General features: G+C 65.6%; 14 protein-coding genes. 9 read left to right on the top strand and 5 right to left on the bottom strand.

Translation table 11 applies throughout. From position 1 onward, the window contains the following. Window positions 1-107 precede the first annotated feature (107 nt). Window positions 108-1,823: a dihydroxy-acid dehydratase gene (gene ilvD / locus CH251_RS13680; RefSeq protein ID WP_094613610.1), complete on the bottom strand. Its 1,716-nt coding sequence runs from the start codon at window positions 1,821-1,823 to the stop codon at window positions 108-110. Window positions 1,824-2,080: 257 nt separating this feature from the next. Between ilvD and CH251_RS13675 the strand changes: the two genes are divergently transcribed. The 5 genes from CH251_RS13675 to CH251_RS13655 all read left to right on the top strand — a co-directional run bounded on the left by CH251_RS13675 (window position 2,081) and on the right by CH251_RS13655 (window position 6,686). After that, window positions 2,081-3,103 carry a nitroreductase family protein gene (locus CH251_RS13675; RefSeq protein ID WP_094613618.1) on the top strand — a complete coding sequence of 341 codons (1,023 nt, stop codon included), beginning with the start codon at window positions 2,081-2,083 and terminating at the stop codon, window positions 3,101-3,103. Window positions 3,104-3,251: 148 nt separating this feature from the next. Continuing rightward, window positions 3,252-4,133 carry a universal stress protein gene (locus CH251_RS13670; protein ID WP_179273474.1) on the top strand — a complete coding sequence of 294 codons (882 nt, stop codon included), beginning with the start codon at window positions 3,252-3,254 and terminating at the stop codon, window positions 4,131-4,133. Next, on the top strand, window positions 4,130-4,978 hold the full coding sequence (locus tag CH251_RS13665) for a hypothetical protein (RefSeq protein ID WP_094613608.1): 849 nt from the start codon (window positions 4,130-4,132) through the stop codon (window positions 4,976-4,978). Before CH251_RS13670 ends, CH251_RS13665 begins: the two co-directional genes overlap by 4 nt. A 99-nt stretch (window positions 4,979-5,077) precedes the next feature. Next, window positions 5,078-5,692, top strand: coding sequence for a hypothetical protein (locus CH251_RS13660; protein WP_094613607.1), 615 nt, complete (start codon window positions 5,078-5,080; stop codon window positions 5,690-5,692). 115 nt (window positions 5,693-5,807) lie between these two features. After that, on the top strand, window positions 5,808-6,686 hold the full coding sequence (locus CH251_RS13655) for a universal stress protein (protein ID WP_094613606.1): 879 nt from the start codon (window positions 5,808-5,810) through the stop codon (window positions 6,684-6,686). A 4-nt stretch (window positions 6,687-6,690) separates the two neighbouring features. Here CH251_RS13655 and CH251_RS13650 read toward each other — a convergent pair whose 3' ends face one another. Continuing rightward, window positions 6,691-8,133, bottom strand: a complete 1,443-nt coding sequence (locus CH251_RS13650) for an MFS transporter (RefSeq protein ID WP_094613605.1) — start codon at window positions 8,131-8,133, stop codon at window positions 6,691-6,693. Further along, window positions 8,130-8,741 carry a hypothetical protein gene (locus CH251_RS13645; protein WP_094613604.1) on the bottom strand — a complete coding sequence of 204 codons (612 nt, stop codon included), beginning with the start codon at window positions 8,739-8,741 and terminating at the stop codon, window positions 8,130-8,132. Before CH251_RS13645 ends, CH251_RS13650 begins: the two co-directional genes overlap by 4 nt. Before the next feature lie 104 nt (window positions 8,742-8,845). Between CH251_RS13645 and CH251_RS13640 the strand changes: the two genes are divergently transcribed. Both CH251_RS13640 and CH251_RS13635 read left to right on the top strand, forming a co-directional pair. Continuing rightward, entirely contained in the window at window positions 8,846-9,895 is a 1,050-nt protein-coding gene (locus CH251_RS13640) for an ATP-dependent DNA ligase (protein WP_094613617.1), read from the top strand. A gap of 2 nt (window positions 9,896-9,897) precedes the next feature. After that, a complete protein-coding gene (locus tag CH251_RS13635; protein WP_094613603.1) occupies window positions 9,898-10,983 on the top strand; it encodes a DNA polymerase domain-containing protein in 1,086 nt (361 codons plus the stop codon). A gap of 15 nt (window positions 10,984-10,998) precedes the next feature. Here the strand turns inward: CH251_RS13635 and CH251_RS13630 are convergent, their stop codons facing one another. Then, window positions 10,999-11,385, bottom strand: a complete 387-nt coding sequence (locus CH251_RS13630) for an SdpI family protein (RefSeq protein WP_094613602.1) — start codon at window positions 11,383-11,385, stop codon at window positions 10,999-11,001. 95 nt (window positions 11,386-11,480) lie between these two features. Continuing rightward, window positions 11,481-13,337 carry a Na+/H+ antiporter NhaA gene (gene nhaA, locus CH251_RS13625; protein WP_094613601.1) on the bottom strand — a complete coding sequence of 619 codons (1,857 nt, stop codon included), beginning with the start codon at window positions 13,335-13,337 and terminating at the stop codon, window positions 11,481-11,483. Between the two features lie 222 nt (window positions 13,338-13,559). Here nhaA and CH251_RS13620 point away from each other — a divergent pair, with 222 nt between their 5' ends. Both CH251_RS13620 and CH251_RS13615 read left to right on the top strand, forming a co-directional pair. Next, entirely contained in the window at window positions 13,560-14,585 is a 1,026-nt protein-coding gene (locus tag CH251_RS13620) for a putative zinc-binding metallopeptidase (protein WP_094613600.1), read from the top strand. Window positions 14,586-14,683: 98 nt separating this feature from the next. Continuing rightward, window positions 14,684-15,421 carry a GAF and ANTAR domain-containing protein gene (locus tag CH251_RS13615; RefSeq protein ID WP_094613616.1) on the top strand — a complete coding sequence of 246 codons (738 nt, stop codon included), beginning with the start codon at window positions 14,684-14,686 and terminating at the stop codon, window positions 15,419-15,421.

Here is a 15,421-nt window from a genome sequence, read left to right as displayed (position 1 = left end):
CACCCCGTCCGCCCGCCCACCCCGTTCGCGTCAATGGACCATTGCACCGCCGAGACGTATGCGATGGTCCATTGACGCGGCAGGGGGGCGGGCGGGGCAGGGGTCGGCTAGATCAGCACCGCACCGTTCGATGCCGATCCGACCAGCTTGGAGTATTTGGCCAGTACTCCTCGGGTGTAGCGCGGCGGCAGTGGTGCCCAGCCCTGTGCGCGTGAGTCCAGTTCGGCTGCGTCGACGAGCAGGTCGAGGGTGCCCTTGCCGACGTCGAGTCGGATCTGGTCACCGTCGCGGACGAAGGCGATGGGGCCGCCGTCGACTGCCTCGGGGGCCACATGTCCGACGCAGAGGCCGGTGGTGCCGCCGGAGAATCGGCCGTCGGTGAGCAACAGGACGTCCTTACCGAGTCCGGCACCCTTGATGGCTCCGGTGATCGCGAGCATCTCGCGCATTCCGGGTCCGCCCTTGGGTCCCTCGTAGCGGATGACCACGACGTCGCCGGCCGCGATGGTGCCGTCTTCGAGGGCGTCCATGGCCGCGCGCTCGCGCTCGAAAACTCGTGCGGTGCCGACGAAGACGTCGGAGTCGAAGCCCGCGGACTTGACCACGGCCCCGCCGGGGGCGAGTGAGCCCTCGAGGATGGTGATGCCGCCGGTCGGGTGGATCGGCTTGTCGAGTGCGCGCAAAACCTTGCCGTCGGGGTCCGGGGGTGCGATGTGAGCGAGGTTCTGTGCCACGGTCTTTCCGGTGACGGTCATGCAGTCGCCGTGCATCAGGCCGGCGTCGAGCAGAGCCTTCATGACCACCGGAACTCCGCCGATCGCGTCGACGTCGGTCATGACGTGCTTGCCGAAGGGCTTGACGTCGGCCAGGTGCGGCACCTTTGCGCCGACTCGGGTGAAGTCGGCGAGGGTCAGGTCCACCTGGGCTTCGTGCGCGATGGCGAGCAGGTGCAGCACCGCGTTGGTCGAGCCGCCGAATGCCATGACGACGGCGATGGCGTTCTCGAAGGCTTCCTTGGTGAGGATGTCGCTGGTGCGGATGCCGCGTCGCAGCAGATCGACGACGGCCTCGCCGCTGGCGTGTGCGAATCCGTCGCGTCGGCGATCGGGAGCGGGGGGAGATGCGCTGCCGGGCAACGACATTCCCATCGCTTCGGCTGCACTGGCCATCGTGTTGGCGGTGTACATTCCGCCGCAGGCACCTTCTCCGGGGCAGATGGCGCGTTCGATGGTGTCGACGTCGGCGCGCGACATCAATCCGCGTGAACAGGCACCGACGGCCTCGAAGGCGTCGATGATCGTCACCTGGTGTTCGCTGCCGTCGGACAGGGTCGCGAAACCGGGCAATGTGGAGCCGGCGTAGAGGAATACGCTCGCCAGATCCAGACGTGCTGCGGCCATGAGCATTCCGGGCAGCGACTTGTCGCAACCGGCGAGCAGAACGGAACCGTCGAGACGTTCTGCGCTGATGACGGTTTCGACGCTGTCGGCGATCACCTCACGTGAGACCAACGAGAAGTGCATGCCCTCGTGACCCATCGAGATGCCGTCGGACACCGAAATGGTGCCGAATTCCAGCGGGTAGCCGCCTGCGGCGTGGACGCCCTTCTTGACGGCCTTCGCCAGACGTTCGAGCGAGAGGTTGCACGGGGTGATCTCGTTCCACGAGGACGCGACACCGATCTGGGACTTGCCCCAGTCTTCGTCGCCCATTCCGACGGCGCGGAGCATGCCGCGGGCGGCGGTCTTCTCCAGTCCATCGGTGACGTCGCGGCTGCGCGGCTTGACGTCGATGCCTTCGTGGGGATTCTGCGGGGTCGTCATGACACTCCTGAGCGGTCGGCGAAAATAGATCCTCGGTCGCGTCCCGGAGGTTCCGCTCCTGAGGTCGCATTCACCGTCAACCCTAAACCCGCGGGTTCGGCGCATCACGAACAGTGGTGGCCGAGGTGAGTCCTCGGCGGGATTTCTTCACCGCAAGTCCCCTCCACACAGTGACCAACGGCCCTGTCGTGCACTGCCAACGTGGGTCGACAGTGGTGGGCAGCCATCACCGTGCGGTGGGAGGTCGAGGAGAGACGATGAACGATCAGCCGGATTCTGCCGTGGTGGAGATGTTGGTGGAGCTTGCGTGCCGCGCTCCGTCGGTGCACAACAGTCAACCGTGGAGGTGGGTGTACTCCGAACACGGACTCGACCTGTTCACCGATCGGTCCCGACTGCTCGGGGCGATAGACCCGACCGAGCGGCAGATGGTGCTCAGCTGTGGGGCAGCGCTCGACCATCTGTGCACTGCAGCCGCTGCCTTTCGGTGGACGGCCGACGTCGAACCGATGCTGACGGCCGCTGCGCCGGACCATCTCGCGCGTATTCGATTGACCCACGACGCGCACCCTCGATCGCACGAGTTCGACCTGTTGGCTGCGATCAATCGCCGCCACTCGGATCGCCGGGCGTTCGGTCCGGTGCCGGACAACCGAATTCCCGCGCGCTACGTCGGTCGCGGCGACGGAACCGACGACATCCGAACGACGTTCCTGTCCGCCGAGGCCAAGGAGACGCTGGCCACGGCGTCGAGGCTGAGCGCTGGCGTACGAAAGTACGACGCGACGTATCAGGCCGAGATCCGGTGGTGGGCCGGGCACTCGTTCCGATCGGGAGGAATTCCGCCGGAGGCTCTCACCGATCGTGCGGAGTCCTCCAGGGTGCAGGTGGGCCGAGCCTTTCCCGAACCACGCCGAGTCGGCAGAACGGAAACACGAGAGCCGGCGGCGGACGAGTCCACGGTGGTGATTCTCGGTACCGCGTCCGATGAACGCCTCGACTGGTTGCAGTGCGGGCGGGCCATGTCCGCCTTCCTGCTGGCCGCAACCGCCGATGGTCTTGCGACCTGCCCTCTCACGCATATGACCGAGCAGTCGGGCAGTCGACGCCTGGTCGAGTCCTTGGCCGCCGGACAGGGTGTGCCGCAGGTGCTGATTCGGATCGGTGCACCGACGGTCGGCTCGCCTCTCGCCCCGACCCCGCGACGAGCGGTGTCCTCGGTGCTGTCGGTAGCTGCCCGCAGTACGGCACGGGGCTCGCGCCGAACCACGTCCCTGTGACCGGGTATCACGCGTCGGAAACCGGTGACCAAATGCTCTGTGGCGCGGCCGCTGTCGAGCTGTCCAATAGCAAGCGAGCATCCGAGAACGGATGACCGTCGACGGGCCCGACCGTGTGGTCCGTCCGGACCGAGGACAGGAGATGGCCATGGTTCTGGCACACCATCAGAAAATCGTCGTGGGCGTGGATGGTTCGCCGAGCAGCATCTGCGCTGCACACTGGGCGGCATCCCTCGCCGAGCGGTTGAAGGCACCGCTGCACATCGCCGGGGCGGTGCAGCATCCCGCGTTCTACCTGGGCGAGTCCGCATCGGTCGTTCCCCTCGACATCTGGGACGAACAGCGTCGGGCGGCAGAACGCATCGTCACCGACGTTGCTGCCGCAGTGCTGGCCCGGCATCCACACAGCGCCGTGACCACCTCCGTGGAGGAGATGCCGGCGTGCTCGATGATGGTCGAACTCTCTCGCACCGCGCGCATGCTCGTCGTCGGCAATTCCGGTTCCGGGCCCATCGTGTCGGCGCTGTTCGGGAGCACAGCACAGCGGACATCGACCACGGCGTGGTGCCCGGTGATCGTGTGGCGCGAGGGAATCGACGCCGTCGACGCACCGATCCTCGTCGGCATCGACGGCAGTGCGACGAGTGAAGCCGCGGTCGAGCAGGCCTTCGATCTGGCCTCGCGGTTCGACGTGACGATGATTGCGGCACACGCCTGGAGCTCGTTGTCTCAGGGTGCCGGCCTGTCTCTGCCAGGATCGCCCGACGACACCGAGATCGAGCGCGAACAGCAGCTGTTGCTGTCCGAGTGCCTCGCCGGGTGGAGCGAGAAGTACCCGGATGTCACCGTGGAACATGTCGTACAGCAGGGCAATCCGGCACACCTGCTGATAGAGCAGTCCAAGCGGGCCGGAATCGTGGTGGTCGGCAGCCACGGGCGAGGAATCGTCGCCAGTGCCCTGTTCGGATCGACCAGCAGCAACCTCACCCGGCATGCACACTGCCCGGTGATGATCTGCAGGGACCGATGACCAACCGGACGGTGCCGAATCGACTGCGCCGCAACGAAGAACGCCGGCGCATTCTCGACGCGAGCACCGCGGACCGGCTCGCACGCAGCGCGACGCGGGCTCGGTTGATCGGCCACGATCACTTCGGCCCCACCGTCGACGTCGTGCCCTGCATCTGGATCGGGAGTCGGGTGTACTTCTACGCCGAGGGGCGGTCGCAGTTGGGGCGTAGCATGCTCGACTCGTCGGTCGTGCTGGAGTTCGACGCCGAGAATCCGGACCGCGCAACAGTCTCCACCGTCGTTGTGCACGGAATCGCGCGTCCCGTCCTGGATGTGCGAAGAGATGTCCTCGAACAGGCTCTGCCGCGGCCGCATTCGGAGGAACCGCCGATGCACCGCCTGGTCGGAGTGGATCCGACGTCGGTCTCGGGCGTCGAACTGACATGCCCCGGCCGCACCACCCATCCGACACCGAACCATGCACCGCGGAGGACCAGGACGATGACCGACGACGAGGCAGCAGAGATGTCGGGGGCGGTGGTGCTCGGGTCTGAGTCGATCACGGTCGACATCCCGACGGACACGGGACCGAGAGTCTTCCCGGTGACCACGGCCGCGATCGGGGGCGCGGTCCATGCGGTGATGATCGCGGAGTACGGACCGATCGGTGGAGTCTCACCGGACGGGCACGTTCTCGCAACGGCCGTGCTCGACCGATGGCCGAATGCACGAGTGTTCGAGCGGCGCAGTACCGGTGACCGCGGTGCCGACCCGCGTGGCTACGAGTGCTTCTACGTCGAACTGGACTCGAGCGGCCGCCGATCCGATGCCGATCTCGAAGCGGTGTCCGCCCTCTTCCGCTGAGCGAACTTCGACGCCGAGACCTCCAGTTCGTGACCTTGTGCCCTGGTGCCCCCTCGTCCGCGGCGAAACACTCGAAGGACACACGATTCGGGAGAGTGGGTGGTTGCGGTGTTCGGCTACGGCTTCGCTCGCTGGTGGCGCCTGGCACCGTGGAGCACCAATCCTCTGATGCGGGGCCGTGATCGGACTGCGGCTCTCGCTTTCGCGTGCGCGATGGCGGTGATTCTGGGACTCGTCCCCTTCGCCGCGCTGCTCGGATCGCTCACCTACGCCGATCTCGATGCCGCGGCGGCCCGAACGAGCGCCACCACCCAGCAGATCGATGCCCTGGTGACGAGTGAACCCACGCTGCGATCGGAAGAGGGTGCCGTCTTCGACCACACCGAGTACTACGCGACCGTCGCCTGGGAATGGCCACCGGGACAGCGGCACAGCGACGAGGTTCGCCTTCCGGACGAAGCCGAACAGGGTGCCACAGTGTCGGTGCGAGTCGATACCGAGGGCAGGTGGGTTGCGGAGCCGTCGTCCGCGACGTCGAATGTACTGTTGGGAATCGCTGCAGCCGTTGGCTTCTGGGTGGCATGCACGGTCGTTGTCCTCACCTGTCTTCAGGCGACGCGGTACTTCGACCGGCGCGCCAGAATGCGCCAGTGGGACCGCGACTGGCTGAAGTTCGAGACCGAACGTGGTCGAACCAAGGGGGATTCGGCATGAGGGGCCTCGGCCACTTCGATGATGGACCGAGTGCTCTGACTGTGGGCGCGGTTGCAGATCTACGTTCGATTCGATTCGACTGCAAAGACAGTCGACCACGAGACGAGGAAGAATCATGAGCAATTCCACCGACCGCATGCTTCCCATCCTGGTGGGCATCGACGGCTCCAGTGAGGCCGATGCCGCGTCGCAGTGGGCGGCGACCTACGCGGCCAAGGTGCGCGCACCCCTGCGTTTGGTTCATGCAGTCCCCGCGGGGGATTGGTACGGATCGGCGGCATTCGTCGACGGCGGTGCGCTGGAGAGGGACCTGCGCACGATCGGACGCAAACATCTCGCCCGCGCTGCGGCCGCGATCCACGAGGCCGCACCCGAGGTGTCCGTCGATACCGTCACCGCCGATGGAACCATCGCCTCGTACGTCTCGGATGCAGGCGCGGAACTGGTCGTGCTGGGATCGAGAAAGTCGAGCGCACTGCGAGACCTCACTCTCGGCAGCAACACGCTTCGAGTCGTGACGCATGCGCAGTGCCCGGTGCTGCTCGTGCGCAACGCCGTCGACAGCGTCGACCCCGCTCGTCCGATCGTGGTGGGGGTCGACGGAAGTGAGCAGTCGGATCGGGCGCTCGGTGCCGCGCTCGAGATCGCCCACACCCTCGGAATGCCGGTCGTCGCGGTGAACTATTGGGGATTCGCCGCTCAGGCGGGTCTAGGAACCGGATTCGAGGACGTCGATTGGGCGAGTATTCGCGCACACGAGAAGCATTGGCTCGAAACGCATGTGGAGACCATGCACGAGAAGTATCCGGATGTTGCGCTGAGCACTGTGAGCGCGCAGTCGAGTCCGACGCGTGGTTTGCGGGCGCTGTCCGCGTCGGCGTCGATGCTCGTGGTGGGCAGCCGAGGCCGGGGTGCTGTCCTCGGAACGATTCTGGGATCGGTCAGTCAGAATCTCGTCCACCACGCCGACTGCTCGGTGCTCATCGTACGGTGAGCGCTCAGGCCTGATCTCCACGGCGCGGTGCCATGGGCGGTGAGCCCACATCGCAGTGCGGTGGGCAGTTCGACGCCTCGTCGCCGTTGCCGCGGATGAGCACCGCCGCGATGACCGCACCGATCACCAGCAGTCCGGCGCATATCAGCATCGCGGTGTGGAAGCCGTCCGAGAACGTCTCCGCCGCAGAGTAATCGGACCCTGCGATACCGGCGAGCGCAGGCAGTGCGGCCACGGCGAGCAGTTGACTGGTGCGGGCCACGGCATTGTTGACTCCCGACGCGATTCCGGCGCGATCGGTGGACACCGCGCCCAGAACCGCTCCGGTCAGTGGGGCCACCAGAGCGGACAATCCGAGTCCGAAGACGACAACCGCGGGCAGAATGTCTGTGGCATAGGTGGATCCGGGCCCGACCCGCAACATCAGCAGCAACCCCAGCGCTGCCAGCAGTGGTCCCACGGTCATCGGAATTCGAGGTCCGATGCGTCCGGCGATTCGCCCCGCGCGGGCGGACAGCACCAGCATGAGAGCGGTGATCGGCAGCGTGGCCACTCCGGCCGCGATGGGTGAGTAGCCCACGGCGAACTGCAACTGCAACACCAGGAGAAAGAACACGCCGCCCAGGGCCGCGTACACGGCGAAGGTGACGAGGTTGGCCGCCAGGAACACTCGTGAGGCGAACAGCGACGGTGGTACCAGCGGATCGTGCGAGCGACGCTCGACCACCACGAACACCCCGGCCGCGACGACACCCAGAGCGAGGGCCGGCGTGTGTGACTCGATCAGACCGTACGTGAGCAGACCCAGCGCCACCGCGACGGTCACCGCGCCCGGTACGTCGAGTCGGCCGGACGCGTGCGGATCTCGGCTTTCCGGAACATGTTTCGCCGCCACCCAGACGACCACGACGGCGAGCGGGATGTTGATCAGGAACACCGAACGCCACCCGACGGCGTCTACCAACCAGCCCCCGAGCAACGGACCGACCGCCGACGCGACGCCGCCCAGCCCCGACCACAGACCGATCGCAGCTCCGCGATCCTCGGCCTTGATGGAGGCCGAGATCAGTGCGAGCGAACCCGGCGTCAGCAAGGCCGCACCGACGCCCTGAAGTAGTCGCGCCGCGATCAGCACCTCGATACTCGGAGCCAGCCCGCACAGCACCGATGCGGCCGCGAACCAGACGGTGCCCCAGACGAACACCCGCCTGCGCCCCAGTCGGTCACCGAGGGAACCGCCCAACAAAATCAGCGAGGCCAGGGCCAGGGTGTAGCCGCTCAGAGTCCACTGCAGACCGGTGACGCCTGCACCGAGGTCGCGGCCGATGGCAGGCAACGCGATATTGACCACGGTGGCGTCGAGCATCGCCAGAGCCGAACCGAGCACCGTGGCTGCGACGATCCAGCGGCCCCTCGCGCTCGAGAGTGTGATGCCCTCAGCGGTCACAACCGTTCGACGCAGACGACGAAGTTGCGTGAGTCCTTCTCGAATCCGTACAGCGCCGGGTCGGGGCAGTCGTCGACGGACGAGGTGCCCTGCAGGATGGTCACGACGCGGCGGGTGTCGGCACCGGGGGTGGCGCAGTCGATCCGCTGAGCGAATTCACCGACGAGGTCCATGCATCCGCCGACCTGCCAGTCGATGTCGAGGCACAGAGCTCCCTGTTCGATGTCGAAGTAGGTCTCGTAGTAATACTGATCGGCGTCCTCGGGGCACTCGGCCGAGGTGGGCGTCTTGGCGAAGACGACGTAGTTGGATTCCGCAGATCCGCAGGTCGCGTTGGCGATGGCCGCCTCGTCGACGGTGCCGCCCAGAGTGACGCACTCGCCGATCTCCACGTCGATGTCGACACTGCCGCCGTCGTCGATGTCGGTGCTCGGTGGTGTGGTGGTGGGAGGGTTGGTGGTCGTGGTGGTCGTGGTGGCGGGAATGGTGGCACCGGAGATGGCGACGGCGGTACCGGACACCTCGGAGGCGCACCCGCCGAGTATCAGGGCCGCGCACGACGACAGCGCGAGAACGAGAGCGCGGACCGAACGGTTGGATGACGTCATGGTGAGTCCTGCCCTCGTAGGTTCGAGCGTGCCGTGTCCGTCGACCGTGCTCGTGTAGAAAATATCCGACTCGCTTGTCGGCTGCATGAGGCAGGATGAACTGCGTGGATCTTCCTCTTGCCGTGCCGGTCGCGCCGATGCTCGCCAAAGCCGCGAAAGTGGTGCCCGCCCAACCCGAGAAAGGGCCTGCGGTGTGGTCGTACGAGCCGAAATGGGACGGGTTTCGCGCCATCGTCTTCCGTGACGGTGACGAGGTGGTGCTCGGGTCACGCGGGGGTAAGGACCTGGCTCGCTATTTTCCGGAGCTGGTGGAGGCGATCAAGGCCGAGCTGCCCGAGAAGATCGTCGTCGACGGCGAGATCGTCGTACCCCGAGAGAAGGACGGTTCCACTCGCCTGGATTGGGAGTCGCTGTCCGAACGGATTCATCCCGCAGCGAGTCGGGTGACGATGCTCGCGGAGAAGACTCCGGCGCAGTTCATCGGCTTCGATCTGTTGGCCGTCGGCGACGAGGATCTGACGAGTGAGCCGTTCTCGACGCGGCGAGCGAGATTGCTCGACGTGCTCGGCCCGCACCCGAAGAGTTGTTTCGTCACCTCCGCGACCGAGGATGCGGCGGTGGCCGAGGACTGGTTCGAGCGTTTCGAGGGTGCCGGGTTGGACGGTGTGGTGGCCAAGAAGCTCGACGGGCTCTATCTGCCGAACAAGCGCGAGATGGTCAAGATCAAGCATGCGCGTACCGCCGACTGCGTGTTGATCGGCTATCGAATCCACAAGTCCGGCAACGGTATCGGGTCTCTGCTGCTCGGTCTCTACGACGGTGACGACCTGCGGATGATCGGCGGTGCGTCGGCGTTCACCGACAAACGCCGGTTGGAACTGCTCGAAGAACTCGAACCGCTCCGACTCGGCGACGACGTCACGTACGACGGTGAAGCGACTCGCTGGAATTCGTCGAACGACCGCAACTGGATTCCGGTGCGCATCGAGCGGGTCATCGAGGTGGCCTACGACCAGATGGAGGGGGCACGGCTGCGGCACGTGGCGCGCTTCCTGCGGTGGCGACCCGATCGTGATCCGCGCTCGTGTGCCTACGACCAGCTCGAGGTTCCGGTGCGCTACGACGTCGCCGACGTCATTGCCGGGGGACGATAGCCGTGGCCGCGAAAACACCACCGGCGTTCGTGCAGTCCGGAGAGCGCGAAGTGCGGGTGTCGAGCCCCGATCGCGTGATCTACGAGGCGACCGAACGCACTCCGGAGATCACCAAACTTCAGGTGTGCGAGTACTTCGCGGCCGTCGGTGAGCCGCTGATGCGAGCGATCGGAGACCGCCCCACCGCGATGGAACGATGGCCCGACGGCTATCGCGAGGGCATGCGATTGGCGCTCGGCCCCCAGGACAAGGAGGGCGACGGTTTCTACCAGAAGCGGTTGCCCAAGGGCGCGCCCGAGTGGATCGAGACGGTGAAGATCGCGTTCCCCAGCAAGCGCACCGCCGAGGAGTTGTGCCCGTCGGAACCGGCTGCGCTGGTGTGGGCGGCGCAGATGGGAACGCTGACGTTTCATCCGTGGCCGGTGCGTCGACCGGACGTCGACCATCCCGACGAGCTGCGGCTCGATCTCGATCCGCAGCCCGGGACCACGTTCGCGGACGCCCTGCGCGTCGCCGACGTGACCCGAGAGCTGTTGCAAGAGTTGGGCTTACGCGGCTACCCGAAGACGAGCGGTAATCGGGGTATTCACATCTACGTTCGGATCGAGCCGCAGTACACCTTCGAGCAGGTGCGTCACGCGGCCATCGGTCTGGGTCGAGAACTCGAACGGCGCGACGACGGGGTGACCACCAACTGGTGGAAAGAGGAACGCGGAGAACGCATCTTCATCGACTACAACCAGAACAACCGTGATCGAACCATCGCCAGTGCGTGGAGTCTGCGGGCTCGACCGGGCGCGACGGTGAGCACCCCGATGACGTGGTCACAGTTGGCCGACGTCACCGATCCACGTGAATACAACCTCGTCACGGTGCCGGAGCTGGTTCAGGATGGGGACCCGTGGGCCGATATGGACGATCAGGCCTACTCCCTCGAACCTCTTCTGCAGCTGTGGGAAACCCTGCCCGGCGGAGAACTGAACTTCCCGCCCGACTACCCCAAGATGCCCGGCGAACCGCCACGAGTGCAGCCGTCGAAAAAGGTTGCCGAGCACTGGGATGCGGAGGGAAACCGGACGGACAGCTGATCCCGAGAGGGTCGATCACGCGGTGCCCACGTGTCGCTTCGCTTCTCGGTCGGCCTTGATGCCGCTCGTCGTCAGGATGACGGCTCCGCCGAGTGCCAGGGCCACCGAGAGCGTCAGCATCGCCGTGGCGGGGACGGAACCCAGGGCGAGTAGCCCCGCGATCAGTGCCGACGAGGCAAGGCAATGGGTGGCACCCGCCATCATGTAGGGATATGCGGCTCGATGGCCGGCGACCCAGGCTTCCTTGCTGGCTTTGGTTGCCCGCGTTTTGATGCCGATCAGCGAATTCGGTTCCTGATCAGGCCCTTTGGTCACCAGCGCTGTGACGAATACCGTCAGCGACAACACGAACAGTGTCAGCGCGATCGCTCCCGTTACCGCGCGCGCGGATTCTGCGTCCACGGTCGATCCCCTCTACCTCGGTGCCGTACGCCTCACCACAGAATACCGGTCGGTCGGCTTCGGTGGAGTGAGAACTTCTTCCACCCTGCCCACGATCACATGGATTCGAGTTCCCGGATCAACGTCGCCGCATCGTACGGTCCGATGTGTCGGGTGAGGTTCTTGTCGCCGCGTCCCAGGTAGAACGTCGGGGTGCCGTCGACGTCCGAGGAGGTGGCGTCGAGTTCGTCGTCCTCGACGCGTACCACGTAGTCGCCGGTGCGGATGTCGTCCTCGAATTTGTCCATGTCGAGGCCGAGTTCGCGTGCGTAGCCGTCGATGTCGTCGGGTTCGAGAGCATCACTGTTCCGGAACAACACGTCGGCCATCTCCCAGAACTTGCCCTGCGCGGCTGCGGCCTCGCTGGCGTATGCCGCGTAGCGAGCGTGTGGGTGATAGTCGTCGAGCGGCAGGTGCCGGTAGACGTACCGAAGGTCGTCGCCGAAGTGCTTGCGTACCTCGGCGACACTGCCGGTTGCCTTGCTGCAGAACGGGCACTCGAAATCCGCATACTCCACGATGGTCAGTGGTGCGTCCACCGGGCCGCGGATGTGGTCACGCTTGGCGTCGACCGGACGCAGAATGCGGAGAGAGGCTTCGGCTTTCGGAGGATGAATCTTCTCGTCGATGCGGAAGAGAACCCAGCCGAGTACCGCGGCGATCACCGAGGCCACCAACACGCCGACCCGTGCTTCGTCGGCCAGCAACGGGTCGTCGAGGGCGAGATCGATGATGAACAACGAGATCGTGAATCCGATTCCGGACATCGCGGCACCGCCTGCGATGTGTGACAGCGTCAGGCCCGGAGCCAGGGACGACGGTCTCAACTTCGCGAAAACAGCGGAGGCAGCCGTGATTCCGACGAGCTTGCCGAGGACGAGACCGGCGATGATGCCCCAGGTGAGTGTCGAGGTCGACGCGGCTTTCAGAGTGTCCGAGCTCAGGACGACTCCGGCGTTGGCGAGCGCGAAGATCGGCACGATGATGAACGCCGTGTACGGCTGGTAGAGCCGCATGAGACGTTCGTTGACCGACACCGCGCGATCGAGCCCGAGACGGGCCGCGCGGGCGTATTCGGGATTGGGCGACTGTCGGAACGCGCGTGTCAGATCCGCCGCGCGTTCCACCTCGGTACGGCGCGGCGGATACACCGGAAGAATCAAGGCGATCATCACTCCCGCGAGGGTGGGGTGAACTCCGGACTCGTACATCGCAACCCAGGTGAACAGTGCGACGACGAAGTACCCGACGCCGCGCCACACCTCGAGCCGACGCAGCAGGAAGATCAGCCCCAGACCGACGAACGCCAGCACCAACGGCACCACATCGAGGTTGTCGGTGTAGAAGAAGGCGATGATCGCCAGCGCACCCACATCGTCCGCGACAGCGAGCGTGAGCAGGAAGATGCGCAACCGAGCGGCCTTCTTCGGTCCCAGGACGGCGAGTGCCCCGAGGAGGAACGCGGTGTCGGTGGAGATCACGACGCCCCATGCCTGGGCGGCAGGCCCGGACGGATTGAAGGCGAGAAACAGCAACGCGGGCGCGGCCAGACCGGCAATCGCCGCGACGATCGGTATCGCGGCACGGGATCGGTCGGTGAGCTCACCCATCGCGAACTCACGCTTGACCTCGAGCCCGACGACGAAGAAGAACAGCGCCATGAGCCCGTCGTTGACCCAGTGGGCGAGGTCGAGGGAGATGCCGTGCTCGCCGACGGTGACCGAGAGTTCGGTGTGCCAGAACGACTGGTAGGTCTCGCCGAAGGGTGAGTTGGCCCAGATCAGCGCGATCAGTGTCGCTGCGAGCAAGAAGCCCGCCGCCAGGGTTTCGCTGTTCTTCTCGCCGCGGGCCCGCGAGATCCGTTCGGCGAAACGTGCCATGGGCCGATTCGTCGGCGTGATCTGATCTGCCATCTGCGGCCCGCATCCTCTCGAAGAGTGTTGTGAAGCAGTCTGTACCAACGTGTGGGTCGACGGTTTGCTTCCTTGCAGGTGACAGCCCGCAGAGTAACGTTATTGCGCCGTCGAACTCGCCGCACGGCGAGGGAGATGTGCACAACATATTCGATGAACGGCATTAGTCCGTCCAGAAACGGGAATACGAGTCCGACTCACCCCTGCCACGAAGGAACATCCATGCGTGATTTCATCTGCCGCAAATGCGGACAGAAGCTGTCGTTCGAGAACTCACTGTGTCTGAGCTGCTCGAGCGCACTCGGCTTCCATCTGCCGAGCAGAGCCCTGCTGGTGCTCCCCGACAAGGCCGACGACGGTGTGGCCGAGGCAGACGTGGACGGGGCGACGTGGAAGATGTGCGCCAACCTCAACACTGCGCGCTGCAACTGGCTCGTCGACACCGCCGACGCCGATGATCTCTGCGTGTCCTGCCGACTGACCCGAACCCGGCCGGCCGACGACGACGTGGACGCGATGGCCGCCTATGCCGACGCCGAGACCAACAAGCGTCGCGTCATCCTCGAACTCACCGAGCTCGGACTGCCCATCGTCGGCCGGGACGAGGACGACACGACCGGATTGACGTTCGACCTGCTCTCGAGCGCAAACCAGCAGGTGATGACCGGCCACGACAACGGCCTGATCACCCTCGACCTCGCCGAGGGCGACGACGTGCACCGCGAGCAGCTGCGCGTGGCGATGTCTGAGCCGTACCGCACACTCGTCGGCCACTTCCGTCACGAGATCGGCCATTACTACCAGATGGTGCTGGTCGGCAACGGTGAGCACCGCGCGGCATTCGAGGAACTGTTCGGCGATCCGGATTCGAGCTACCAGGACGCTCTCGATCGCCATTACAGCGAGGGTGCGCCCGACGGCTGGGAAGACAATTACGTCTCGTCCTATGCCACCATGCACCCCGCCGAGGACTGGGCCGAGACCTTCGCGCATTACCTGCACATCCGCGACACCCTCGACACGGCCGCTGCGTTCGGCATGGCCCCGGCCGGTTCGACGATGGAGAGCCCGCTGCCGGGGGACGTCGGCTTCGATCAGATCGTCGACTGGTGGCTGCCGCTGTCGTGGGCACTGAACCAGATCAACCGTTCGATGGGTCATCAGGACCTCTACCCGTTCGTGCTGCCGGCGACCGTCGTGAAGAAGATCGGATTCGTCCACTCCCTGATCGCCCCCAGCACACTCTGATGCCCGGCTAACGGTCCTCGCAGTTGTGCAGCCGGGGCGTATCCTGTGTTGTCGGCACTTCGCCGATACCGGGATGCGCCCCGGTGCAGCAGGACGAGGTGACCGCCATCAGCGAGCAGACACTGGACTCGACCACCCGTCCGCGCGTCACGGACTTCGAGCTGAGCCGACGACTGGCCGAGGTCGCCGAGAAGCTACGTCGCCAGCATTCCGATCCCGATCGGGTACTGGCCACGATCACCGAGGCGGCGGTGGCCAACATCCCGTCCGCCGAGTTCGCGTCCATCACGACGGTGTTGCAGGGCAAGTTCGTGCACAGCGCGGCCCTCGTGGGCGAGACGGCAGGCCACTGCGACAAGGTTCAGGAGCAGCTGGGCGAGGGTCCCTGTCTGGAATCGGCGATCGAACAGACCACCATCAGAATCGACGACATGGACAGCGATCCTCGCTGGCCCCAGTTCACCGATGCCGCGTCCGCGCTCGGCGTCAAGAGCATGATCTGCTTTCAGCTCTATGTCGAGGGCTTCAATTTCGGCGCGTTGAACCTCCACTCCACCCGAACGAACGCCTTCTCGGCCGAGGCAGAATCGATCGGCTCGCTGTTCGCTGCGCACGCGGCCATCGCGTTCTCCACTGCGCGCGAGGAACAGCAGATTCGGGCGGCACTGACGAGCCGAGATCTGATCGGTCAGGCCAAGGGGATGCTGATGGAGCGCTACAACCTCAACTCGCAGGCAGCATTCGCGCTGTTGGCCAAGCTCTCGCAGGACACCAACGTCAAACTGGCCGACCTCGCCGCGCAGCTCGTCGCCGATGCGGCCGAATCGACGGACTGA

The sequence above is a fragment of the Rhodococcus sp. 06-462-5 genome, from assembly GCF_002258315.1.
Lineage (GTDB): Bacteria > Actinomycetota > Actinomycetes > Mycobacteriales > Mycobacteriaceae > Rhodococcoides.
The sequence above is the reverse complement of the archived record's forward strand: the minus strand, read 5'-3'. Positions and strand labels throughout refer to the sequence as shown.

What these genes read in the sequence shown, in the direction of transcription:
- ilvD (WP_094613610.1), bottom strand. Translation starts at nt 1,823, where the DNA reads ATGACGACCCCGCAGAATCCCCACGAAGGCATCGACGTCAAGCCGCGC.
- CH251_RS13675 (WP_094613618.1), top strand. Translation starts at nt 2,081, where the DNA reads ATGAACGATCAGCCGGATTCTGCCGTGGTGGAGATGTTGGTGGAGCTT.
- CH251_RS13670 (WP_179273474.1), top strand. Translation starts at nt 3,252, where the DNA reads ATGGTTCTGGCACACCATCAGAAAATCGTCGTGGGCGTGGATGGTTCG.
- CH251_RS13665 (WP_094613608.1), top strand. Translation starts at nt 4,130, where the DNA reads ATGACCAACCGGACGGTGCCGAATCGACTGCGCCGCAACGAAGAACGC.
- CH251_RS13655 (WP_094613606.1), top strand. Translation starts at nt 5,808, where the DNA reads ATGAGCAATTCCACCGACCGCATGCTTCCCATCCTGGTGGGCATCGAC.
- CH251_RS13645 (WP_094613604.1), bottom strand. Translation starts at nt 8,741, where the DNA reads ATGACGTCATCCAACCGTTCGGTCCGCGCTCTCGTTCTCGCGCTGTCG.
- nhaA (WP_094613601.1), bottom strand. Translation starts at nt 13,337, where the DNA reads ATGGCAGATCAGATCACGCCGACGAATCGGCCCATGGCACGTTTCGCC.
- CH251_RS13620 (WP_094613600.1), top strand. Translation starts at nt 13,560, where the DNA reads ATGCGTGATTTCATCTGCCGCAAATGCGGACAGAAGCTGTCGTTCGAG.